Origin of the sequence: Halorubrum tebenquichense DSM 14210 (assembly GCF_000337415.1) — an archaeon.
GTDB lineage: Archaea > Halobacteriota > Halobacteria > Halobacteriales > Haloferacaceae > Halorubrum > Halorubrum tebenquichense.
In genome coordinates, this window is record NZ_AOJD01000068.1 from 12525 (window position 1) to 34431 (window position 21907).

At 67.3% G+C, this 21907-nt stretch carries 21 protein-coding genes; 9 read left to right on the plus strand and 12 right to left on the minus strand.

From position 1 onward, the window contains the following. Positions 1–172: 172 nt before the first annotated feature. The 4 genes from C472_RS12805 (at position 173) to C472_RS12820 (ending at position 4850) form a co-directional block, all read left to right on the plus strand. Positions 173–367, plus strand: a complete 195-nt coding sequence (locus C472_RS12805; protein ID WP_006630264.1) for a hypothetical protein — start codon at positions 173–175, stop codon at positions 365–367. 94 nt (positions 368–461) lie between these two features. Next, positions 462–2756 carry an Ig-like domain-containing protein gene (locus C472_RS12810; protein ID WP_006630265.1) on the plus strand — a complete coding sequence of 765 codons (2295 nt, stop codon included), beginning with the start codon at positions 462–464 and terminating at the stop codon, positions 2754–2756. Between the two features lie 161 nt (positions 2757–2917). Beyond that, positions 2918–4261, plus strand: coding sequence for a hydroxymethylglutaryl-CoA synthase (hmgB, locus tag C472_RS12815; RefSeq protein ID WP_006630266.1), 1344 nt, complete (start codon positions 2918–2920; stop codon positions 4259–4261). 133 nt (positions 4262–4394) lie between these two features. Then, the gene (locus C472_RS12820; protein WP_006630267.1) at positions 4395–4850 is read left to right on the plus strand and encodes a 30S ribosomal protein S19e; all 456 of its coding nucleotides are present in this window, start codon (positions 4395–4397) and stop codon (positions 4848–4850) included. Between the two features lie 396 nt (positions 4851–5246). Here the strand turns inward: C472_RS12820 and C472_RS12825 are convergent, their stop codons facing one another. Together C472_RS12825 and ppc are read right to left on the minus strand one after the other, a co-directional pair. Further along, on the minus strand, positions 5247–6239 hold the full coding sequence (locus tag C472_RS12825) for a M48 family metallopeptidase (protein WP_006630268.1): 993 nt from the start codon (positions 6237–6239) through the stop codon (positions 5247–5249). A 211-nt stretch (positions 6240–6450) separates the two neighbouring features. Continuing rightward, the gene (ppc, locus tag C472_RS12830) at positions 6451–9153 is read right to left on the minus strand and encodes a phosphoenolpyruvate carboxylase (RefSeq protein ID WP_006630269.1); all 2703 of its coding nucleotides are present in this window, start codon (positions 9151–9153) and stop codon (positions 6451–6453) included. A 248-nt stretch (positions 9154–9401) separates the two neighbouring features. On the opposite strand from ppc, the gene C472_RS12835 reads away from it, so the two are divergent. After that, a complete protein-coding gene (locus tag C472_RS12835) occupies positions 9402–10247 on the plus strand; it encodes a hypothetical protein (RefSeq protein WP_006630270.1) in 846 nt (281 codons plus the stop codon). A 107-nt stretch (positions 10248–10354) separates the two neighbouring features. Next, positions 10355–10690 carry a hypothetical protein gene (locus C472_RS12840; protein ID WP_006630271.1) on the plus strand — a complete coding sequence of 112 codons (336 nt, stop codon included), beginning with the start codon at positions 10355–10357 and terminating at the stop codon, positions 10688–10690. A 15-nt stretch (positions 10691–10705) separates the two neighbouring features. Here the strand turns inward: C472_RS12840 and C472_RS12845 are convergent, their stop codons facing one another. The 4 genes from C472_RS12845 to C472_RS12860 all read right to left on the minus strand — a co-directional run bounded on the left by C472_RS12845 (position 10706) and on the right by C472_RS12860 (position 14013). Further along, entirely contained in the window at positions 10706–11185 is a 480-nt protein-coding gene (locus C472_RS12845) for a hypothetical protein (protein WP_006630272.1), read from the minus strand. Further along, a complete protein-coding gene (locus tag C472_RS12850; protein WP_006630273.1) occupies positions 11182–12192 on the minus strand; it encodes a DUF7490 domain-containing protein in 1011 nt (336 codons plus the stop codon). Before C472_RS12850 ends, C472_RS12845 begins: the two co-directional genes overlap by 4 nt. 69 nt (positions 12193–12261) lie before the next feature. Next, complete coding sequence (locus C472_RS12855; protein ID WP_006630274.1) at positions 12262–12792, minus strand: DUF5817 domain-containing protein; 531 nt, start codon at positions 12790–12792, stop codon at positions 12262–12264. Between the two features lie 357 nt (positions 12793–13149). Continuing rightward, complete coding sequence (locus C472_RS12860) at positions 13150–14013, minus strand: inositol monophosphatase family protein (RefSeq protein WP_006630275.1); 864 nt, start codon at positions 14011–14013, stop codon at positions 13150–13152. Between the two features lie 117 nt (positions 14014–14130). Here C472_RS12860 and C472_RS12865 point away from each other — a divergent pair, with 117 nt between their 5' ends. After that, positions 14131–14388, plus strand: a complete 258-nt coding sequence (locus C472_RS12865; RefSeq protein WP_006630276.1) for a hypothetical protein — start codon at positions 14131–14133, stop codon at positions 14386–14388. Between the two features lie 675 nt (positions 14389–15063). Here the strand turns inward: C472_RS12865 and C472_RS18040 are convergent. From C472_RS18040 to C472_RS16405, 3 genes are read right to left on the minus strand one after another with little or no spacing between them, the layout of a single operon-like run. Then, complete coding sequence (locus C472_RS18040) at positions 15064–15192, minus strand: hypothetical protein (protein WP_275039752.1); 129 nt, start codon at positions 15190–15192, stop codon at positions 15064–15066. A gap of 2 nt (positions 15193–15194) precedes the next feature. Next, the gene (locus C472_RS12870; protein ID WP_049906632.1) at positions 15195–15815 is read right to left on the minus strand and encodes a DUF1102 domain-containing protein; all 621 of its coding nucleotides are present in this window, start codon (positions 15813–15815) and stop codon (positions 15195–15197) included. Between the two features lie 4 nt (positions 15816–15819). Beyond that, positions 15820–16371 (minus strand): DUF1102 domain-containing protein, encoded by a 552-nt coding sequence (locus C472_RS16405; RefSeq protein ID WP_082238260.1) that lies wholly within the window; start codon positions 16369–16371, stop codon positions 15820–15822. 453 nt (positions 16372–16824) lie between these two features. Between C472_RS16405 and C472_RS12875 the strand changes: the two genes are divergently transcribed. Both C472_RS12875 and C472_RS12880 read left to right on the plus strand, forming a co-directional pair. Beyond that, positions 16825–17409 (plus strand): DUF7344 domain-containing protein, encoded by a 585-nt coding sequence (locus tag C472_RS12875; RefSeq protein WP_006630278.1) that lies wholly within the window; start codon positions 16825–16827, stop codon positions 17407–17409. Beyond that, positions 17406–18296, plus strand: coding sequence for a hypothetical protein (locus C472_RS12880; protein WP_049906634.1), 891 nt, complete (start codon positions 17406–17408; stop codon positions 18294–18296). The genes C472_RS12875 and C472_RS12880 overlap by 4 nt, the downstream gene beginning before the upstream one ends. 36 nt (positions 18297–18332) lie before the next feature. Here the strand turns inward: C472_RS12880 and C472_RS12885 are convergent, their stop codons facing one another. From C472_RS12885 to priS, 3 genes are read right to left on the minus strand one after another with little or no spacing between them, the layout of a single operon-like run. Then, positions 18333–19583, minus strand: coding sequence for an MBL fold metallo-hydrolase (locus C472_RS12885; RefSeq protein ID WP_006630280.1), 1251 nt, complete (start codon positions 19581–19583; stop codon positions 18333–18335). 43 nt (positions 19584–19626) lie between these two features. After that, a complete protein-coding gene (locus C472_RS12890; RefSeq protein WP_006630281.1) occupies positions 19627–20679 on the minus strand; it encodes a DNA replication complex subunit Gins51 in 1053 nt (350 codons plus the stop codon). A gap of 10 nt (positions 20680–20689) precedes the next feature. Next, positions 20690–21853: a DNA primase small subunit PriS gene (gene priS / locus C472_RS12895; RefSeq protein ID WP_006630282.1), complete on the minus strand. Its 1164-nt coding sequence runs from the start codon at positions 21851–21853 to the stop codon at positions 20690–20692. Between the last annotated feature and the right edge of the window lie 54 nt (positions 21854–21907).

The following is a 21907-nucleotide window of genomic DNA, read 5'->3' on the forward strand; positions in this document are numbered from 1 at the left end:
GCCGCGCGCAAAAACGGACCGGTCGGCGGGCGGGGGAACGCCCTCGAAAAAGAATTTGATATCGCGATATGTGATTTATTACTGCTCCTGCGCTGCGGCCACCACCGATCCGGTCGAGCCGAGCACCGCGGCCGACCGGCCGTTTTATCGCCCGACGGCGTCAGGATCGGGTATGACGGACGCGGACGCCTCGGCCGACCTCGGTTCGACCATCGGTGCCCTCACGCTCGCGTTCCTGCTCGTCACGGTCGTCGCCGGGACGCTCCTCGGCTTCAACTGGACGCAGGCGGTGCTGCTCGGCGGGTTCGCCGCCGTCACGGCCGTCGTCTCGGCGTGGGTGACGGCCCGGCGGGCGGACGGCGACTGAGTCGGCCTCTCCCGGCTCCGACGCCCGCGATCGATTCTCGCGACTGAGACGTCGGACGGAGGATTTTATACCCGCTCGGCGTCGACACCCGGCAATGCGCTTCAGTCGCGACCGTCGGGGCCAGTCGGTCGTGGTCGGGACGGTGATCCTGTTCGGGTTCCTGATCCTGGCGCTGTCGCTGTATCAGGTACAGGTGGTTCCACAGGAGAACAGCGATGTCGAGTACGAACACAGCCAACAGGTCGAGGGAGAGTTCCTTGATATACGGAACGCGGTCGAGAGCGCGAGCGGCACGGGCGACGGCCGGTCGACGTCGTTGAAACTCGGAACTCGGTACCCGCAGCGGACGTTCGCCTTGAACCCGCCAGCGGCGTCGGGCCGACTGTCGACGACCGAACCGAGGGCCCTGCGCATCGAGAACGTAACCGTGAACGACGGCGGCAACGTCGGTGCGTACTGGTCGAACCGGACTAACGAAACCGCAACCGGGGATACCATCACCTTCGACACACGATCGTTGCGGTACTCTCCCGGGTACAACGAGTTCCGAGACGCCCCCGACCTCGTCTACGAACACTCTCTCGTCATCGCCGAATTCGATTCCAGCGTCCTCGGTCGGAGCGGACAGATCGCAGTGGACAGCGACCGCAATCGGGTCCGGTTAACTGCCTTGGACGGGACGGTATCGGAGTCGGGCGTCCGGCGGACGAGCCTGGACCCGGAGACGCTGTCGGAAATCGAGCGTTCGGTGAGGCTGAATTCGACCGACGGTGACCCGATCGTCGTCGAACTCCCGACCGACGTGTCGATGGAGCGGGCGGACAGCCTCGAACAACAGTGGCGTGACCGCTTGGGTGACGACGCAGAAAGCGTCGTCGTCGCGGGCGGAACAGTTCGGATCGAACTGGACGGCACCGAGGGGTACCGGCTCGAACTCGGGAAGGTCGGCCTCGGGAGTGACGCCACTGGGACGAACGAGTCGGACGGATACATCACGGAGGTCTCGTCGGTTGACGGCGTCGCCGTCGCGGAGGTCCGCGACCGGTACAACAACCCCGTCAAAGACGCCGACGTCGAGATCTCGGTCGACGGTACCACCGCGGAGACGGCGCGGACCGACGCCGACGGCCGCGTCAGCTACGAAGTCGGCGACGTTTCGGACGTTGAGATGGCGATCAACGACGGGTCCGACACGTGGGACTCCGTGCTGTTCGAGAACGTCGGTGCCGGCGTCCCGGGCGGGGGCGTCGAATCGCTCCTCGTCGCTCCGGAGGAGGCCGTCGCGTTCAACGGGCCCGGCTCCACCGAACGAGGCGGGTTCCAACTGGGCGTCGAGAACCAGCACGACACGCAGGTTCGAATCACCGACGTAACGGTTCTCCCGGAAGACCCGAGACTCAACGGGCTGTCAGATAAGGCCGATTTCTCCGGGCCGGGACGGTCCGAGCTGAACGTGGAGTCGGAAAACGGCGCTGTCGGCAGCAAGGAAGTTCTCCTGGTCGATTCGGAGTACACGTTCGTCCCCAACAGCGGGCTCCGACTGAACCTCCAGTCCGGCCCTGAAAAGCGCGCGTACGACACGGGATCCGGGGAATACATCGACGCAGAAACGGGCTTTTCCGGAGTGGAGGTCCCGCTGAACTCCGGGGAGGGTGCCACGATCACGTTGGCGGAGTTCTACGAGGTCGGGCAGACCGGCGCGACCGTCGCAGACGTCGTCGGAGAGACGTTCAGCGTGACTGTCGGGTACAAAACCGACGGCGAGCGGCGAACGAAGCAGTTCGTCACGACGGTTGAGGTACGACCAGCGGGAAACGTTAACCTTCAGGACAGCATCGCGCCGAGCGCCGCCAATTTCGGCGTGTCCACCGATCAGTTCCAGAGCCTGACGACGGGACAGGTCGTCGTCGAGAACGCGGCGACCGACCGATCGGTGTCGTTCGAGTCGACCGATGGAGAGATAACGGTGGTCGATTCGACCGACGTCGGCGGCCTCTCCGACGGGGACGAAATCACCGCCACGCTGTACGAGAGCGACGCGCAGGAGACGGAACTGAGCCAAGATGTCACCGTCGTCGGCGGCGGTGCCTCCGCGATCAACTCGTTCGAGGTAACAGACCGGAGCGGGAATCAGGCACGGTTCGACGTCGACTGGGTAGTGACCAACGACGACGACGATCTCGATTCGGTCGATATCGAACTGAGAAGCGAGAACGGAGACATCGTCGACACGGTCTCCAACGACGTTAGCGGCGGCGGGGCTTCAGGGACCGACCAGCTCCGTCAGACCGGAAATCCGCCCGCACAGACGTACACGGTCCGGCTGACCGTGACCGACATCTTCGGAAACGAAGTCGTCGAAACACGAGAGGTCGAGTACGCCGGCTGAGGCCGCGCTGACTTCGAGACGGCCTCGGTGTCGTCGACCTCCCGCCACGCCGTCCCGGTGAGTTGCCGACCACCGGTCAGCGCAGTCGTCCCCGGAAAATACAACGATCGTCGTAATCACTAATCGACAAAGCCATAGGCCATCCTCGTGAACGACCGTGTATGACCGCAGTCGGGATCGACGGCATCGAGATCTGGACCGGGAAGCTCAAACTCGACCTGCCGGGCACGTTCGCGCCCGAGCAGGGCGACGACCCCGAGAAGTACACGAAGGGGCTCGGACTCACCAACTCCTCGTTCCCCGACGTGTACGAGGACATCGTCACGATGGGGGCGAACGCCGCGAAGGGCCTGATGGACCGGAAGGGGCTCGAACCCGAGGACGTCGGGCGGATCGACGTCGCCACCGAGTCCGCGTTCGACCACTCGAAGCCGGTGTCGACGTACATCGCCGGCTGCCTCGAACAGGTGTACGACGGCGACTTCACCCACGCGAACAAGGGGGAGCGGAAGTTCGCCTGCCTCGCCGGCACGCAGGCGATCGACGACGCGTACAACTGGATCCGCGCCGGCCGGAACCGGGACCGCCCGGCCATCGTCATCACGACGGACACGGCGCTGTACGCCCGCGGCGACCCGGGCGAGGCGACGCAGGGCGCGGGAGCCGTCGCGATGTTAATCGACGAGGACCCCTCGATCGTCGAGCTGTCGACCGATCAGGGGTACGGGTCGAAAGACGAGACGGACTTCCTCAAGCCGAACCAGCAGTTCCCGAGCGTCGACGGGAAGCGGTCGGTCCAGGTGTACCTCTCCCGGATGCGCGAGGCCCTGGAGGACTACGAGTCGGTCACGGACGACATCGCTCTGGAGGACTTCGCGTACGCCCCGTTCCACACGCCGTTCCCCGGGATGGTCCGCAAGGCCGCGCTCTTGGCCTACCGGCACGTCATCCGCGACACCGAACACGAGGACGCCCTCGCGGACGAGATCGGCCGCCAGCCCCGCGAGGCGGAGTACGAGGACCGCGAGGCGTACGAGGAGGCGATCCGCGAGTACATGGACGAGCTGAAGACGACGGAGCAGTACCGGTCGTGGTACGACACGGCCGTCGAGCCGACGCTCGAACTCTCCCGCGAGGTCGGCAACTGGTACACCAGCTCCGTCCACATCGCCCGCGTGAGCGCCCTGCGAGACGCGCTGACCCGCGACCGCGAGTTCGTCGGTGACACCCTCCTCGTCGCCTCCTACGGCTCCGGCGCGCAGGCCGAGATCCACGCCGAGACGATCCGCGAGGGCTGGCGCGCGGAGATCGAGACGCTCGACATCGACGCCCAGCTCGACGCCCGCTACGACCTCACGTGGGACGAGTACGAGGACGTCCACGACGTCCACGAGTACGACATGGACCTCGACCGCGAAGTCGAGGAGTTCACCCAGCCCGACGGGGAGTTCGTCTTCACCGGCTGGGGCCGGATGAACGAGCGGAAGTACGAGTACGTCGAGTAAGCCGACGGTCGTCGCCGTGCCGGTTCTCCGATTCCCGAGTCGCCCGCAGCGGCCCGCAACCCCGTGAAAACGGCTCACACGGGCCGTACGCGATACGATGGTTTTAAACGACGCTGGCGTGAATCGAGACCCAATGGTAACCATCTACGACGTGCCGGCCGACGACCTCATCGAGGCCGTCGCCGCGCGGCTCGAGGACCGGATCGACGAGCCCGACTGGGTCGAGTTCACCAAGAGCGGGGCCGGCAAGGAGCTTCCCCCGGAGCAGGAGGACTTCTGGTACGTCCGCTCGGCGAGCCTCCTCCGCAAGGTCGCCCAGAACGAGCCGGTGGGCATCGAGCGGCTCGCCACCGAGTACGGCTCGAAGAAGCGCGGCTCGAACCGCTACTCCGTCCGCCCCGGCGAGCACGAGGGGGGCTCCCGCAAGCTCATCCGCTCGGCGCTACAGGCGCTCGAAGACGAGGGGCTCGTCACCATCGCGTCCGGCGAGGGCCGCCGCGTCTCCGACGAGGGCGAGGCGTTCCTCTCCGAGGTCGCGACCGAGGTCTTCGAGGACCTCGACCGTCCGGAACTCGAACGCTACGCGTAACGCCGCTCTTTGATTCGTTTTCGCCACAACCGTCCAGCCGCAGCTCTCTTCTGAGGCCCTGAACGGCCGAGATCGGCCGGTTTGCTGTCTGTCCCCGGTAGTCGACGGTTTCGGCCGTCGAGTCGGTCTAAATCGTATTCCGCTATATCAAACAGATCGCGCTGCTATCCCGGTCTCGCGAGATGGACAGGATGGGTCGTTTCCGAGATTCCGGTACTCGAGGAACGCTCAGGGGACTCACCCACCGACAGTCGCCCAGTTCCGAGAAGCTCTGAACAGAAACGAGGGAGTCCAGCATCCGTCTTCAACAAGAGGGAGTCCGCCGTCAGACCCCGTAACAACGGTCCGAACACGGAGTAGAGGACCCGCGACGTAGCCTTACCGAAATCGCGACTCTCAGTGAAACTTCTCGTAATCCGCTTCGAGTCGTTCTATTCGCGCCCTCGTCGGCGGATGCGTCGAAAACAGTCGACGTTTGAATCGAGTGACCGACGAGACGTCCCCAGCCGAATCGGCGACATCCGGTTCGACGACCGCGAAGGCCGAGATAGAGGTTCGCCGGAAATCGGTCGTGGGGCGCTCGTCGAGCGAGCGATCGATCGTTTCGAGTGCCGACGCGAGGGCCGCCGGCTCGCCGGTGATCGCGACCGCCCCGCGGTCGGCGGCGAACTCTCGGGTACGGGCGAAAGAGGACGTTAGCAGTCGGGAGAGTAGCCAGAGGGGAAAGACGAGTCCGAGGCCGACGGAGAGGATCGCGTCGGTGTAATCCGCGCGACTGACGACCCCGTGTTCGATTCCGGCCGTCGGACCGCTGAGCAGTTCTTTGACGCGTTCGGCGGCGGCCACCGGCTGGGTCGCGGAGGTCATCACCGCCGTATCGTGATTTTTGACGTGAGCGATTTCATGCGCGACGACCGCACGCAGCTCCGGTTCCTCGAGCGCGTCCAGTAGCCCTTCACTGACGACCAACCGAGACGTACGGGCCGTAAACCCCGTGGTCAGCGAGATCGGTGTCTCCGTCGGTGCCACGTAGACCGTGGGGACCGGAACGGCCACCTGATGCGCGATGGTACGAACAGTCGACAGCAGCACCGGATACTCGGCTTCCGACGCTCGCTGCGCACCGGTGATCGCGATCGCGTGGTCGGGCGCGTTTCGCTCGCCCCACAACACGACGCTCAGGATTACGCCCGATGCGGAGATAATCAATATGGTACTCAGTTCTCCGATGACGGGATCGACCTCGCCGCCCGCGACGGTCCACAGAAACATCGCGACGAGGAACACGACGACTCCGCTCGCGAGTACGGCCGCGAGCGTCGTCAGCACTAACACCGACAGCGAAAGCACGATCCACAACTGTAACCGCCTGTCCGGGGACCAGTCCATGAAAAATACGTACGTATGAGTTTGTAAAAGGCTTCAGCCGGCTCTGTACCTTCACCAATGGAGGTGAAAGGAAGGCACGTCTCTGACACGTCACCCGGAACCCTGCGGTGAACCCCGGTCGAGGGAGCGTCGCACTCGTCGTCGCCGATTCCCGCCGTTCGCCGGGTCGAACGGTTCGACGGGCGCGTGGTCCGACCGGGCTCGGGTCTCGCTATCCGGTGTTCTTCATCCCGGCGGCGATGCCGTTAACGGTGAGCCGCAGGGTGCGCTCCTCCTCGTCGGTGCGGTGCGTGCGCCCGAGCAGGTTCGCTTGGAGCAGGTTCAGGGGGTCGACGTAGGGGTTCCGGCGGTCGAGGCTCTCTTCGAGCCACTCGCGGCGGAGCAGTTGGTCGCGACCGCTGATCGCCAAGACGAGTTCGCGGCCGCGCTCGTACTCGGCGACGAGGTCCGGGAAGAAGCGCTCGCGGAGGTCGTCGTCCGCGAGGTCGGCGTACTCGGCGGCGATCTCCGGCTCGGTGCGCGCGAGCGCCAGCGAGGCGTTGTCGAGCGTCGTGCGGAAGAACGGCCACTCGTCGAACATCTCGCGGAGGACCTCCATCCCCTCCTCCTCGCCGACCTCGTCGAGGTAGGCGTCGATGCCGGAGGCGATCGCGTACCAGCCGGGGAGGATGAGCCGGGTCTGCGTCCACGAGAACACCCACGGGATGGCGCGTAAGTCCTCGACGCTGCGCTCGCCAGATCGGCTCGCGGGCCGGGAGCCGAGGTTGAGGTTCTCGACGACGCTGATCGGCGTCGCCTGCTCGAAGTAGGAGACGAACCCGTCCGTGTTCAGCAGGTCCCGGTACGTCTCGCGGGCGGCGGGGGCCATGGTCTCCATCGCCTCCACCCACCGGTCGGGGACGTCCTCGACCGGCTCCTCGTTCGCCTCCTTCCGGGCGCGGATCTGCGCGTCGAGCATCTGTTCGAGCTCGCGCTCGGCGATCCGCGGGTTGGCGTACTTCTCGGCGATCGCCTCCCCCTGCTCGGTGAACTTCACCTGACCGGTGACGGTCTCGTTGGGGAGCGCGAGCAGCGCCTCGTTCATCGGGCCGCCGCCGCGTGAGATGGAACCGCCGCGGCCGTGGAACAGCCGGAGGGTGACCTCCTCCTCGCGGCAGAACCGCGCGATCCGGCGCTGGTTCTCGTAGAGGTCCCAGTTGGCGGCGAGGAACCCGTTCTCCTTGTTGGAGTCGGAGTAGCCGAGCATGACCTCCTGGACCTCGCCGCGGGCCTCCAGCGCGGTCGCGTACGCCTCGTTCTCGAACAGCGTCCCGAGGATGCGCTCCGCGCCGTTGAGCGCGGACTCGGTCTCGAGCAGCGGGACGACGTCGACCGCGCAGTGGTCGGGCAGGGAGACGACGCCCACCTGGTCGGCCAGGAAGAGCACCTCGAGGACGTGGCTCGGCTCCTCGGTCATCGAGATACAGTAGGTGTCTATCGCCTGCGGACCGTACTCGTCCTGCCAGTCCGCGAACGACTCGAACCGGCTGAGGACGCGCTCGGTCGTCTCCGAGACGTCGCCCGGCTCGTCGAGGTCGACGACGGGGTCCGCCTGGAGGATGGCCTCCGTGAGGAACTCCTGCCGCTCCGCCTCGTCCATCTCGCGGTAGTCGACGCCCTCGACGCCGACCGCCTCGGCGACGGCCTCGGTGTGGTTCTCGCGGTGGTCCCGCAGGTCGAGCGACGCCAGCGTGAGCCCGAAGGTGTCGACCTGGCGGCGGAACGGCTCGACGAAGGACTCCAGGACCGACTCCTGCCCGTCCTCGCGCAGCGAGTCGGCGATGACGTCGAGGTCGTCGAGGAAGGCGTCGCCGTCGGGGTACTCGCCGGGTCGGACGTCGTTCACGCGGTCGAGCCGCTCGCGCATCAGCCGGAGCTTCTGCCGGTAGGGCTCGTCGGGGTAGCGCTCGCGCGCCTCCTCGACGACGGTCGGGAACCGGTCGGCGTCGGCCGCGAGCGACCGCGCCAGCGCGTCGCCGGCGGCGTACCGGTCGCCGTCCTGACTCAGCACGGCGGAGAGGCGCTTACAGCGGTCGCGGTACTTCTCGACGGCGACCTCGCGCTGGCGTTCCAGCGTCTCGTCGGTCACCTCGGGAGTGACGAACGGGTTCCCGTCGCGGTCGGAGCCGGCCCACGAGCGGAACTCGAAGAGCTTCGGGCAGTCGACGTCGTCGTACTCCTTCGAGATGCTCTCCTCGAACTCCTCGTAGGCGTCGCCGACGACGTCGAACAGCGTGTTCTCGAGGTACCATTGGACGTTCCGCGCCTCGTCTTCCGGCTCGGGCGCTCGCTGGCGGACCTGCCGGGTGCCCCACAGGCTGGTCACCTCGGCGGTGACGTCGCGCCAGACGGCGCGGCGCTCGCGGTCGGTGAGGTTGCGCTCGTCGAGCTCCTCCAAGTGGTTCGCGATGGAACGGAGCTTGGACTTCACCGTCGACCGCCGGGCCTCCGTGGGGTGGGCGGTGAACGTCGGCTCGATGAGCACGTCCGCGAGCAGCTCCTCTAACTCCTCGGCGTCGACGCCCGCCTCGGCGAACTCGGCGATCGTCGCGTCGAAGGAGTCGTGGAGGGCGGTGCCGTCGTCGGCGTTCCGCACCGCGCGGACCCGCTCGCGCTCCTCGGCGAGGTTGATCAGCTCGAAGTACGTCGTGAACGCCCGGGCGACGACTTCTTCTCGGGCGGTCGAGAGGTCGTCGACGGCCTCGTGGAGGGCGTCGCGGTCGGCGGCGTCGCCACGCCGGTACGCGATCGCCGCGTTCCGGAGGGACTCGACCGTCTCGTACGCCTCGGTCGAGGCCTGCGCGGCGAGGACGTCCCCCACCAGCGCCCCGAGCTCCCGAACGTCCGTCCGCACGTCTCGATTGTGTAGGTCCATACCACGGACACTGCCGTCGAAGTCGGTTAAAAACCGCGGTACGAACGAACGTTTGCCTCGGTTCCGAGTAAACACCTTCACGATCGTTTCTGTTCGATCGGCGCGGCCGGACGGCCCGGGTCGCCGATTCCCGCCGCGGGCGGACGGTCTGTGTTCCGGTTCCCGCCGCCCGCGGCCGCGACACGGACCGTTCCCGGCGCGGTGGAGGGTTCGTCACCCTTTTTACCGATCCAACCGCAGAACCGTGTATGAGTGCGTCCGACAAGTATCCGTCAGAGTCCGGGCGGCGACGCTTCGTGAAGGGCGTCGTCGGCGGCGCGGCCCTCGCCGGGGTCGGCGCGATGGGGTCGGCGACCGTGAACACCCTGACGACCGCCGGCGGCGTCGGCGGCGGGTCGACGATCGCGAAGACGATCGCCCACACCGGCGGTCCCGCACCGCGCGGCCTCCCGCAGATCCCGGTCCGCGTCACCGACGACGGGTACATCGAGGGCATCTGGCCCGAGACGACGACCGTCACGCAGGAGGGACAGGAGATCGAGGTCGCGCAAGAGGAGCTCGGCGACAGCGGCGTCACCTACTCCGGCGCGTGGTTCCAGTACTGCGGCGTCGAGTCCCAAGAGAACGTCCAGCCGGACTTCGAGTCGGACAACCTGTTCCGCGCCGCGAGCGGCCCGCCGTACGACTGGCAGTCGGAGGCGTACTCGGGCGGCGACCGGATCCACGTCGACGACTTCGACGACTACGAGGAGTGGGGTAACGGGATCGGCAGCGAGGGCGTCGGCAAGCCGGCGTCGGTGACGTGGCGCTCCGAGGACGCCGACACCAACCTCAACGCGGTCGTCATCCGCTCGCCGGAGATCGAGGAGGCCGCCCAGGACGACCCGTGGCTTCAGGCCTCCACCGATCAGGGGTTCATGGCGTACCTCAACGTCTGTACCCACTTCTGTTGTATCCCGGGCTACAAGGTGTTAGACGAGTCCGCCCGCTACGACGCCGCGGACGGGACGTACTGCGTCTGTCACCAGTCGGTGTACGACCCGTTCGTCATCGAGGACGCGCTGTTCATCGCGCGCCCCCGTCCCGACGAGTAACCGCGACCGTCCGCTTTCGGTCTTCTCCGCTTCGATTCTCCCCCTCTCGCAGTCCGTCCCGCGAGGACCGCCGCCGCGCTTTTCACGCCGCTCGTCCGAAGGTGGGTATGAGCGACGACACCTCCGCGGACGGCGACGCGCCGGCGGGCGACGACTTCGAGGCGGAACTCGACCGCGCCCGCGACCTCCTCGACGGCGACGACATCGACGCGGTCCACGTCGGCGTCGTCCGCGACGGCGAGGTCGACACCACCTTCGCCCAGCGCACCGACGACGACCCCGACGGGGCCGGCCTCCGGGCGCTCGCGCTGCTCGCCGCGCACGTCAGGCTGGTCGCGGCCGAGGCCGGCGTCGAGGCGTCGACAGTCGCCGGCGACGCCGCGACGCTCGCGGGACAGGTCGAACAGATCCCGGCGAGCACCGACCAGATACCCGACGAGTAGCTTCCTCGTCCGGTCTCACTCGCCGCGGTCGTCCGCGCGTATCCGGCGGAGCTGATGGGTCACGCCCGCGAGCGCGACGAGCAGGACCGCGAGGTTGAACACCGCCAGCGCGACGGACTGGTACCCCGAGTCGAACCAGATCCGGATCGCGTTCCCGGACTGGCTGTAGAATCCCCAGCCGGCGACCACCGCGAGCAGCGACAGCGCCGCGAGGCCGACGCGGTCGAGCAGCCCGCGGAGGCCGTCGGGCGAGAGGCGGTCGGTTCCCGAATCGGCAGACTCGGCGTCGCGGTCCGGTGTGGCGTCGCGGTCCGACTCGGTGCGATCCGGGGCGGTCGTCGTGCGGTCGGTGTCGGTGGTGTCGGCGGTCATGGGCTGTGGATCGTGAGCTGGGTCGGTTGCGGAATCGTCGTTGCCGTGACCGGGGGCGTCGTCGTTCGCGTCTCGGGCCTCCGGTTCGTCGGCCGCGTCGCGGCCGCGCTCCTCGTCGGTCATCGTCGCCTCCGCGCGGTCAGCGCCGCGACGACGAGCGCGACCAGCGCGACGGCCGGCCCGAAGCCGGGCGTCGAGTCGTCGCTGGCGTCCCGGTCCGGCGCGCCGGCGGCGTCGTCGCCCCCGGCACCGCCCTCTCCGCGCTCGAAGTCCTCGACGGAGAACGCCACGTCGCGGACCGTCTCGTCCGCGGTGATCGTCTCCTGGGGGTTCAGGTTCGCGACGCCCTGCGTCTCGTCGACGAGCACGTCGTCGTCGAACAGCGCGGCGTCGACGTAGTAGTTGTACCCGTCGGGCACCTCGACGGTGGCGGTCACGGTGTCGGTCCGACCGGGGCGGACGGTCCCGACCGTCTCCGTCGCCTCCGCGGCGATCACGTTCGACTCCGCCTGCCGGAGGTACAGTCGGAGGTCGACGTCCTCGCTCGCCCCGTCGCCGCGGTTCGTCACCGAGACGGAGACCGACAGCGTCGCCCGCTCGTCGCCGGCGTCGGCGACGCTCACCGCGACGGTCGGCCAGACCGCGCCGTCGGTGAACCCGACCCGCGTGTCCGCGTAGTCGGGCGTGAGCGCCGCGACGCCGGAGACGCGAGTGGTTCGACTCGTGCGCCGTTCCCCGTCCGCGAAGACCACCGTCTCGATCCGGTAGCCCCCCTCGCGCTCGACGGTGATCGTGCCGTTGACCGTGCGTTGCCCCTCGAAGTCGACGTCGCCGACGTCGACGGTCGTCTCGTCGACGAGGAGGCCGGACTCCGCGCCGATCGCCCGGTGCCGGACGGTGACGTTCCCGACGGTCCCGCCGCGGTGTTCGAGGTCGGTTCCGAGGCGGAGTTCCGCGGTCTCGCCGCGGATCTCGCCGGGCGCGACGGTCGCGCCGGCGACGTCGACGTGGCCGGGCGGCTCGTCGGTCTCGCGCGGGTCGGTGAGGGCGTCCGGCGCGGCGACCGCGCCGACCGCGCCCGCGACGAGGAGCGCGGCCGCGGCCGCCAGGAGGGCCGTGCGGGTGTCCATGGGCGACCCGTCACCATCGAAATATAAGTGCTTTGCCCAGACGTGGCTCCGAACCGCACGGAACCCGACTCAGAGGACGCGATACCGGCCGTTCGACTCGGTGACCTCGCCGCGCCGGGCGAGCCGCGTCAGGATCTCGCGGGCCGTCTCGGCGGGCACGCCGTCGGCCGCGGCGCGCTCGGCCACCGTCTCCTCGGTCGGGTCGTCGACCGCCTCGACCGCGTCGCGGACGATCTCCGTTCGGCTCCGCGAGCCGCCCCCTCCGCTCTCCGCTCGGGACGCGGCCTCGTCGACCGCGTCGGCGTCGACACCGGCGGATTCGAGGTACTCCCGGTCGCCGATGCCGGCGTCCTCGACGGCGGCCTCCAGCTCCGAGACGTGGTCGACCTCGGCGAACGCGGCGCTGTCGCCCCGTTTCTTGGCGAGCAGCGCGGACCGCGCCTCCCGCGCGGCCGCGCGGTCCTCGGACTCGAAGAAGCGCTTCAGCTTGGCGGTCCGATGGGTCTTCCCGCACCGCGAGCACTTCGCCGTCTCGCTCGCCTTCGGATCCGTCACCAGCCACATGTTGGCGCACTCGTTACAGCCGACGACCGCGTACATACGCGCCGGTTCGTCGCCCCCGAATTTGAACCCTCGGCTGTACGTGACTGGTTTCTCCACGAACGACTCAGCAGCCGAGACCGCCGAAGCCCCAGTCGCGAGGCGGGCAGACGCTTGCTGTGCTCCTCGCTCGCGTTGCTCGCTGCGGTGCTTACAGCGCCTCTGCCCGCCTCTCGACCGCCCCTTCGAGTCCCGCCCGCACCGCTCCGCACAGCACCTCACGCCTCCCCAGCCTCGTCGNGGTGGTCCTCCGCTTCGCTCCGGACCACCGACTCCCTCGCGCGGTGCTGCTTCGCGGTCGCCGGTGGCGACCGCTCGCAGGCACGCGCCGTCGATGTTTCACGCTAACAGCCGCAATCAGTCCAGTTCCTCGATCGCCCGTGCCGCGGCCAGCACCTCCTCGTGGAGGTCGCCGTTCGAGGCCACCAGCCCGGTCGAGTCGTGTCGCCACCGGTTCCCGTCCAAGTCCGTCACGCGACCGCCGGCCTGCCTGATGACGAACACGCCTGCGACGGTGTCCCAGGGGTTCGCCCGCAGGTTCGTGATCGTCCCCTCGAACCCGCCGGCGGCGACCGTCGGCAACACGACCTGCGCCGCGCCCAACCGGCGCATGTCCGAGAAGCGCGAGACGATCGCCTCGCACGCGCGGGCGTACTCGTCGCGGGCGTCGTGCTCCCACCAGATCGTCGGGTCGACGACGCCTCTCCGGGGGTCGCTCACGTCGCTGACCGAGATCGGGTCGCCGTTGCGGAACGCGCCCGCGGGCGTCGCGGTGTAGGTATCGCCGAGCGCGGGCGCGACGATCGCGGCCGCGACCGGCTCGCCGTCGACGACGGCCGCGACCGCGGTGGCCCACACCGGGATGTCGCGGACGTAGTTGTGCGTGCCGTCGATGGGGTCTATCACCCACGCCGCGCCCTCGTCGGGGACGATTTTGCGCTCGTCCTCCTCCTCGCCGACGACCGCGTCGTCGGGGAACGACTCGCGGATCGTCTCGATGACGGTGCGCTGGGCCGCGCGGTCCGCCTCGGTGACCACGTCGTCGTCCTCGCCTTTCGTCTCCACGTCGATGTCGCTCCGGAAGTGCTCGTTCGCGAGGGCCGCGCCCGCCCGCGCCGCCGCCGCCGCGACGGCGGCGCGCTCGTCGACGTCGTCGGCGCGGTCGGCGGGAGCGGGGACCTCGGCGGCGTCGTCAGCGCCGGACTCGTCTGCGTCGGTCATGGCCTCACTCGCCGCGCCGGAGGCGTATAAACGTCGATTCGGCGCGGCTGACGAGTCGAAATTAACTCAATTTCGAATCAGAGTATCTTTAAGTGGATACGGGCCGGTGGATCGCGTATGGAACCCGAGGAAGCGGTCCGTCAGCTCGAATACACCATCGACGCCTCGCTCGACGACGTCGGACAGCGCGCCGCCGCGAGCTACCGGCCCACCTTCGAGCGGGTGGCCGACCGCGCGGACGGCAGCGCCGTGTACGAGCTGGCCCGTCAGCTCTCGGCGACCGTCGCCGACGGCGAGCGGCCGAGCCCCGCGGCCGCGAATCGGCGGGCCGAGCGCGTGCTCGACGACTGGGCGTACACCGACGGCGGGGAGTAGGCGACACGCCGGTCCCGAGCCCCATTCGTCCATGGCGACCGTGAGGAAACCGTTTTGTACTGTCTGTTATCGCGTCGTACTATGTATTCTAATCCACTACTTCCTTAGGCGGGGTCACCTGGGAGCGCGTCGGATCAAGGACACCGTCACGAGAATGATACCGACAAGCGCTGCGAGTCCCCGCGAAATCTTCGAGTCCGAAACCGGCCGGTCCGGCCGGTCGATCGTCTCCGGTATCGGACGGCGTGGCCTCGTCTCGCGATCCGACGATCCCTCCGTTTTCGCCCGTCCCGTCGTCGCCCTCAAGGTACTCTTCCCGGTCGGCCTGTTTGGTCACGGTGACGGTTCCTAGCCGTCGGCGCTCCCGCTATGGGTTCTCCCATCATCATGAGTTCCTTGTCCACGTCAAGTGCGTGTACGGGTTGTCAACGGGCTGGAGAACGACCTTGTCGGTGAGAGAGGGCTGTCGATAAATGTAGCACTTATGGAAAAGATTAGAATAGTCTCTGCGATGGCGATAAGCACCAGCAACGTCGCGAACCATTGGTGGACACCAAGGTAGGTAATCTTCTATAGCTACCAAAATAATTGGTCCTCGATAGGTATCAAGGAATGAATATCGACGGAATCACTCAAATCAGTCTTGGCAAAAATACGACAGGAATCGCTTAACAGCTATCCATCGTGGAGCGCTTGTAGAGCGCTGTCGATTTCGTCTTCTGTTATGTCAACTGGACTCAGATCAATCGTAAGCTCCGCAGCCTCCTCGTAAGCGTTCATTGTTGGATCGTATTCTTCTGGCATTATTACACCTCCTCCGCAGCAATTACGAGTTCATTATCAATACTGGACTGGTCGATCGCCTCTTCTGGGAATGCTATCGCAGCCATCCCGAATTCTAACTCGTCACCGGGCGTTAGGTCTTTGACTGTAATTGCACTGATTTCAACATCAACATCTCCAGTCCAGATGTCAAATTGGAGTTTGGCGTCAGTTATTCCTAAAATATCTGGATTCACCGGAACGAGGAATACAGCAAGTACGGTGCCACCATCATAGATATTCACATCGACATCGGTGTACACCAAGGGAGTGACCTGTAACTCAACATCCTGCGTCCCCTGATTCCGGATACTAAACACATCATCGAACGTTGACAGGGCGTTCGCGTTGAGTCCCTCCCCTCCACCGGTGACCTGATTGTTACTCGATGTGAAATCGAGGGCAGCTGCCGAGTTATCTGCACCGGTCAGGTAGTCTCCGTTTTCATCTCCCGGTTCGATTGCGAGGTATGAGTCGGCGTCACCCGCCACGTCAATCCCAATGTCTCGTTGTGCTTGGACGCTGCTGAACGCACCAGTACCTACCGCGGCACCGCTGCCAGCGGCAAGCGCGCCGAGGCCCAATACGAAGTTTCTACGTTCCATTGGTCTACGAAGTTGCTTCCGCAGTAAAGGTCACGGAGTCGAGCAACTCGTCTCCGTCTGAGAGGTTACTCGCCCCTTCCGTATCGACTTCAACCCAGATATCGGAGCCGGTCCCGGCAGACAGTGTGAGGTCCGTACCGCTGAGTGAATTTCCGTCGTAGGCTTCACCTTCGGGGTAGAAGCTAACGAGGCCTGAGTTATCCCCGGTCTTAGAGATACTCACGTTGACCTCCTGAGTACCCTGATTCTCGATAGTGAATAGGTCATCGATCTGCGTAACGGCGTCGGGATTGACACCATCACCACCACCTGAGACCTCACTGCTATTTCCGCTAGCAAGACTAATCGCTAGCGTGCCACCGTTACCGTCATCAGTCACGTAATCCGAATTCGCCCCTCCCGTTCCTTCGAGCCGAAGGTAGGCAGAAGCGTCATCAGCGACCTCGACGTCGATATCCCGAGTCGCGGTCACGCTTGTGAACGCACCCGTACCCACGGCAGCCGCGCTACCTGAAGCCAATGCACCCAGTCCGACGACGAATTTGCGACGTTCCATGTCGTATCTCACCTGTGTTCACGCACCCTCGCAGCCCGGGCGTCCGAGCCGGGAGTGCTCGGATAGGCCATGGGGTGGGTGGTACTTCGTTATGAGATCCTCGACATGTTTGCGGGGTCGTCTCGACGGAACTCAGGGATTCCCTCGTTGCGTCACGAGCGCGGCTCGCCGTCGTCACCGATCCGCCCCTGAAGCATTCGGCTTCGGAAAAAGCGCCCCTCAACGTGTGATCTGTGTTCAGTTGAGGGAAGCCTGAACGCGGAGATACGTTCCTTGTACACGGACGGATCCTCGTTCAGCGTCAGCGAGAGGGGCCATCTATTATCATTTTTCCTATACTAACAGGTTAACTATCCAACTGATTTATGGCATGTCATGTCAGTCACAACAATCGAGGTATGCCGGAATCAGCCGGAGGTACAAATCAATCGCCGGCAGGGAGGGTCCTAACGAATGCTATCCGCTGACGCCACGACGGACGGATCAAGTACCGGGGAGCAACTGACCGAAGACGAAATCTTCGACGTTCTCTCGAACCGGCGGCGACGGTACGTCATCCACGCGCTCAAGCGCACGGAGGAGCCGCTCGACGTCTCCGACCTCTCGACGCACGTCACCGCGTGGGAGCTCGATGTCGACCCGGAAGAGGTGACCTACGAGGACCGCCGGAACGTGTACAGTACCCTCCAACGCACGCACTTACCGAAGCTGGAGGAGAAAGATATCGTCGACATCGACGAGGATCGGAACCTCGTCGAACCGACGACCGAGCTTGAGAGTCTCGAGATCTACGTCGAGGTTCTCGGCAGCAAGGAGATCCCCTGGAGCCTCTACTACATCGGGCTCGCGGGCGTCGCCATTGCCCTGCTGTCCGCCGTCGCGACCGGGACGCCGTGGTTCGCGGGTCTCTCCCCGATCGACGTCGGGATCTTCACCGTCACCGCGTTCGGGATGTCGTCGGCTGTCCACTATGTCGTCGGACGGCGTGCTAAGCTCGGGAACACCGACAAACCGCCAGAACTCAGGAAACGGGGATGAGCGCGACAGTCCGATCGCCGCCGACCCGCGTGCGAGCCCTCCGTGCCCTGAGCCTCGTGCTCGCGTTCACGGCGGCGGTCGGACTGCTCTTCGGTACGAGCGGGTTCACCGCGATGGAGGCCGACCGCGGCCTCGCGGTCAACGTCACCGGCGACGACAGCGCATATCTCGGGTATGAGCCGATCGCCAACGAGACCGAGAGCGGGGCGTCCACGGCGGTCGTCGAATACCGGAACCAGTTCGGCAGCGATCTCACCGAGTTCGACGTTGACGTCTCGATCGCGGATCCAGATTCTGACGTGTCGCTCGTGACGTCTGACGCGCCCGATCACATCGATCAGGGGATCGCCGGGAAGGTCACTGTCACACTCCGCTGTCCTACACGACGCGATGTCGAACTCCTGTTCGGCGCTGACGGGAGCGGCTCGGATGTCAGCGTCTCCGTAGATCGAACTCACACCGTTACCTGCGTCCCGAGCGGGCCGACGGTGACGGGCGTGGCGTTCGACGACGCCGCCAACGGTCGGGTGTTGGTCGACGATGGGAACGGCGAGGTCGCCGCGAACGTGTGGATCGCCGAGACCCCGCCGACCGAGAGCGTCGAGAATCTGACGGCGGTGGCGTTCGACGAAGCGATCCCGTTCGACACGTCAGACAAGATCCGAAAGCAGGTCGTTCAGCATCCGTCGTCGGAGGGATCCGGATCGGACTGGAAGGTCGTCGCCGTCGAGTTCCGCGATGAGGACCTCACCTATGTCCATCCCGGCTGGGAGGCCGGCGCGTACACGACCCCGTCATCGGGAGACGGCGTCGCCTACGAGGGGTCGGTCGACGAGGAGTTCCTGTCGAACGCCTCGGTCGACGACGGCGAGGTCGTCGGTGACTGAATTGGTCGACTGTGGGCAACCGCAGTTCTCTCTGTCCTAGACCTCAACCCGCTCGCCGATCTCGGGCGCGCTCGCCTCGAACCCGTCTTCTCGGAGTTCCTCGGCGAACGCCGCACACCGGTCCCCGTGGTTCACCAGCACCCGCGCGTCCCGGTAGGCGTCGAGGAACGACCGCAGTCCCTCGCGGTCCGCGTGCGCGGAGAAGTCGTACCCCTCGACCCGCGCGGCGACGGTCATCACGCGCCCGTCGATCTCGGCGCTGCCCGTCTCCAGCAGCTCTCGGCCGGGCGTCCCCTCGACTTGATACCCCGTCAGCGCGACCTTGTTCGTCGGGTTCGACCGGACCGCGGGAATGTACGTCATCGCCGGCCCGCCCGAGAGCATCCCGCTCGTGGTGACGATCGCCGCCCGCTTCTCGGCGATCCGTCGGCGCTGCCCGTCGCGGCCGGTGACGAACCGGGCGTGCGAGGTCGCGCGCCGGAGCGCGTCGGCGTCGCGGACGAACTCGGGATACCGCCGCAGCATCCGTGTCACTCCCTTTCCCATCCCGTCGACGTAACAGGGGAGATCGTGCGCCTCGCAGACCAACAGTAGCTCCTGTGTCCGGCCGATGGCGAACGCCGGGACGACCACGGTGCCGCCCTCCCACAGCGTCGTCTCGACGCTCTCCGCGAACCCGTCCTCGACGGCGGCCCGGGGCTCGTGGGAGACGTCCGAGTAGGTGGACTCGCAGACGACGACGTCGGCGTCGGGGCGCGCGGTCGTCCCCGCCACCAGCCGCTGGTCGTCGGTGTGGAAGTCGCCGGTGTACAGCAGCCGCGTCTCCCCGTCGTCGACGAGGACGTGCGCGGACCCGGGGATGTGCCCCGCAGAGAACAGCGTCACCTCGTAGCCGCCGGCGTCGACGCCGCCCGCGACGGGGAAGGGGTCGCCGTAGCCGTGCCGTCGTTCCGCCTCGCCCAGCCGCGCGACGTGCTCCGCCGAAAACGGGCACAGCGGGCTGTTCCCGTGGAGCTTCAGCGTGTCCTCCGCGAGCGTCCGCGCGAGTTCCCCGGTCGGCGGGGTCCAGTGGACCGGCGGCCGGCGGTCGCCCTTCAGCAGCGCCGGGACGGCACCGGCGTGGTCGAGGTGACCGTGCGAGACGACGACCGCCTCCGGCTCGGGGTCCCGCACGGGGTACCGCGGCGGCTCGCCGGCCAAGAGCCCGTAGTCGATGAGGAGGGCGTCGTCGACGAGGAGGGCGCTCCGGCCGACCTCGCGGGCACCGCCGAGGAACTCCAACTCCATCGACCGCCCGTAGCCGCCCGCGGGGTTAGTGTCCGTCGGTCGATCAGTCGACCCGCTCGGCGGCGTCGCGCTGGACGAGCGGGTCGGCGTTCTCGACCGGGAGCGAGACCACGTCTTCGCTCGCCAGCTCGTACTCGCGCTCGTCGACGCCGAAGATGGCCCCGACGTCGCGGGTGATCCGGACGGTCGCCCGGTCCGTCGACTCCGTCGGGTCGGTCTCGGCGGCCGATCCCCCCGGACCGGTCTCGGCGGCCGGCTCGCCGCCCGCCCGCGCGTCGGGAACCGCGCCGCCGTCCGTCGTCGCTCCCGGACCGGCCTCGCCGGCCGCGTCCCCGGTGGGGTCGGCGTCCGCGAGACCGTCCGTTCCGTCCGCCCCCTCGGTACCGTCGGCCTCACCGTCGACCCCGACGGCTCCCGGGGGAGCCGGGTCGGGCGGCACGGGCGTCGTCCCGTCGCCGTCGGACTCGGTGGGCGGGGTCGCGTCGCGTGCGGTCGATTCCGGGGACCCGTCGGTGGCCGGGTCCGCGTCGTCGCCGCCCATCGCGCCGGCGAGCGCGCCCGTGTCGGCGGACGCCGAGTCGGAGCGCGTCGACCCGGACCGCTCCGAGTCGACCGGTTCCGCACCGGCGGGCTCCGGGTCGCTGGTCGACCGGACCCCGTTCGTCTCGGGCGCTCGCTCCGTTCCGGCCGGCTCGTCGGCGACCGGCGACTCGCCGGCGAGAACGTCGAGCACCTCCGACTTGTTCGCGGTGATGCGCTCGACGAGGTCGTCGAACAGCCGACGCTCCTCGGTCGTCATCCCCTCCTCGTCGACCGACATGTCCGCCGCGGCGAAGGAGGCGAGCTTGACGACCTTCCCGACCCGGCGCTCGTAGAGGGCCTCGGCGACCTCCTCAGCGGTCTCGACCTCGTCGGAGAGCCGCCGCACGTCGTCGTCCTCAAAGGGATTGTCGACCTGCTCCGCGCGGCGGTCGCGCGCGGCGCGGAGGTCCGCGACGTACGCGCCCACGTCGTCGTAAAACGAGTCCCGCAGGTGCTGGAGGCTGTCCTTCCGGCGCTCCTTCGCCTGCGCGGACCGGAGTTCGTCGAGGTTCATTCGTCGTCTATCATCGTTCGGGGGCTTTCCGCGCCTCGCCGCGAGCCATCAGGAACACGCCCGCGTACTCGGGCACGGTGACTGTGCCGGATTCAACTCTGACGCGCTCGCCGTTTAATTCTACCGTCCGATCCGCGTCGGTCTCGACCCGGATCTCGCGGCCGACGAACCGCTCCGGGACCGCGTCCCGAAGCGGGTCGAACTCGGCGAGTTCGTCGCGGTCGAGCGGCGTGACGACGAGTCCGGACCCGCCGTGGAGCGTCCCCGGGAGGCGGATGAGTCGGCGGGTGTCGGTCGTCACCGGCTCGTCGATCGGCGCGGCGTCCTCCGCGGTGACGCGCGCGGCGAGCGCGGAGACGAGCCGTCTGACGCCCGGGCCGCCGGCCTCGACGTTGCCCTCGCGGACCGCGGCCGGGTTGCGGTCGAACGCGCCGAGAATCGTCTCCGCGCGCCCCTCGCCGATGCCGTCGAGCTCCATCAGCTGGTCGCGGGCGGCCTCGTCGTCCTTCTCGCGGAGGTCGTCGGCGTACTCGATCAGGGCCTCGTGGACGCGTGCGCCCCACCCGCCCTCGGTGCGGAGGACGCGCTTCGTCGTGCCGCGCTCGGAGACGGTGTGGATCAGGCCGCCGGTGTCGAGTTCGATCGCGCGCACGTAGTCGACGATCTCCCGGCGGGCGTCGCTGTCCAACTCCCGGACGCTCTCGTCCCGGACGTGGACGTGGTACCCCCGGCCGCCGGAGAAGACGACGGTCACGTCGTCGAACGCGAAGTCGTCGTCGATAAAATCGAGCAGGCGGAGGAGGGCGTCCTTACACGCCGCCAGCATCTCCGGGTAGGAGGTCGTCTCCGGGTCGACGCCGGGGAGGTGGTCGGCGTCCAGATCGAAGACGAGGTCGGCGTCCCGCCACCCCTTCTGGCCCATCGTCGCCGCGCCGGGGTCGTCGTAGCGCGCGGCCGAGAAGTAGGCGTGCCGCGGCGCGTTGTCCGCGAAGAACGTGTCGACGTCGCCCAGATCGAACAGCGACTGGTGGCGGACCATCGTCGTCCCCGACCCCGGGGTCCACGGGATGTGGCCCCACTCGCGGAGGTTCGCGTCGGGCGGGAGCGACAGCGAGACCGACCGGTAGTAGTCGCCGAAGCGACCCCGGAGGTACTCGCGGGTCCGGTCGTCCATCTCTCCGTTCGTACCCGCGGTCGACGTATCAACGTTACCGTTCGTCGGCACGGG

Bases quoted from the DNA above. Each gene is read 5' to 3' on its own strand.
- C472_RS12805 (WP_006630264.1), top strand. From the start codon at position 173: ATGACGGACGCGGACGCCTCGGCCGACCTCGGTTCGACCATCGGTGCC.
- C472_RS12810 (WP_006630265.1), top strand. From the start codon at position 462: ATGCGCTTCAGTCGCGACCGTCGGGGCCAGTCGGTCGTGGTCGGGACG.
- hmgB (WP_006630266.1), top strand. From the start codon at position 2,918: ATGACCGCAGTCGGGATCGACGGCATCGAGATCTGGACCGGGAAGCTC.
- C472_RS12820 (WP_006630267.1), top strand. From the start codon at position 4,395: ATGGTAACCATCTACGACGTGCCGGCCGACGACCTCATCGAGGCCGTC.
- C472_RS12825 (WP_006630268.1), bottom strand. From the start codon at position 6,239: ATGGACTGGTCCCCGGACAGGCGGTTACAGTTGTGGATCGTGCTTTCG.
- ppc (WP_006630269.1), bottom strand. From the start codon at position 9,153: ATGGACCTACACAATCGAGACGTGCGGACGGACGTTCGGGAGCTCGGG.
- C472_RS12835 (WP_006630270.1), top strand. From the start codon at position 9,402: ATGAGTGCGTCCGACAAGTATCCGTCAGAGTCCGGGCGGCGACGCTTC.
- C472_RS12840 (WP_006630271.1), top strand. From the start codon at position 10,355: ATGAGCGACGACACCTCCGCGGACGGCGACGCGCCGGCGGGCGACGAC.
- C472_RS12845 (WP_006630272.1), bottom strand. From the start codon at position 11,185: ATGACCGACGAGGAGCGCGGCCGCGACGCGGCCGACGAACCGGAGGCC.
- C472_RS12850 (WP_006630273.1), bottom strand. From the start codon at position 12,192: ATGGACACCCGCACGGCCCTCCTGGCGGCCGCGGCCGCGCTCCTCGTC.
- C472_RS12855 (WP_006630274.1), bottom strand. From the start codon at position 12,792: ATGTACGCGGTCGTCGGCTGTAACGAGTGCGCCAACATGTGGCTGGTG.
- C472_RS12860 (WP_006630275.1), bottom strand. From the start codon at position 14,013: ATGACCGACGCAGACGAGTCCGGCGCTGACGACGCCGCCGAGGTCCCC.
- C472_RS12865 (WP_006630276.1), top strand. From the start codon at position 14,131: ATGGAACCCGAGGAAGCGGTCCGTCAGCTCGAATACACCATCGACGCC.
- C472_RS18040 (WP_275039752.1), bottom strand. From the start codon at position 15,192: ATGCCAGAAGAATACGATCCAACAATGAACGCTTACGAGGAGGCTGCG.
- C472_RS12870 (WP_049906632.1), bottom strand. From the start codon at position 15,815: ATGGAACGTAGAAACTTCGTATTGGGCCTCGGCGCGCTTGCCGCTGGC.
- C472_RS16405 (WP_082238260.1), bottom strand. From the start codon at position 16,371: ATGGAACGTCGCAAATTCGTCGTCGGACTGGGTGCATTGGCTTCAGGT.
- C472_RS12875 (WP_006630278.1), top strand. From the start codon at position 16,825: ATGCTATCCGCTGACGCCACGACGGACGGATCAAGTACCGGGGAGCAA.
- C472_RS12880 (WP_049906634.1), top strand. From the start codon at position 17,406: ATGAGCGCGACAGTCCGATCGCCGCCGACCCGCGTGCGAGCCCTCCGT.
- C472_RS12885 (WP_006630280.1), bottom strand. From the start codon at position 19,583: ATGGAGTTGGAGTTCCTCGGCGGTGCCCGCGAGGTCGGCCGGAGCGCC.
- C472_RS12890 (WP_006630281.1), bottom strand. From the start codon at position 20,679: ATGAACCTCGACGAACTCCGGTCCGCGCAGGCGAAGGAGCGCCGGAAG.
- priS (WP_006630282.1), bottom strand. From the start codon at position 21,853: ATGGACGACCGGACCCGCGAGTACCTCCGGGGTCGCTTCGGCGACTAC.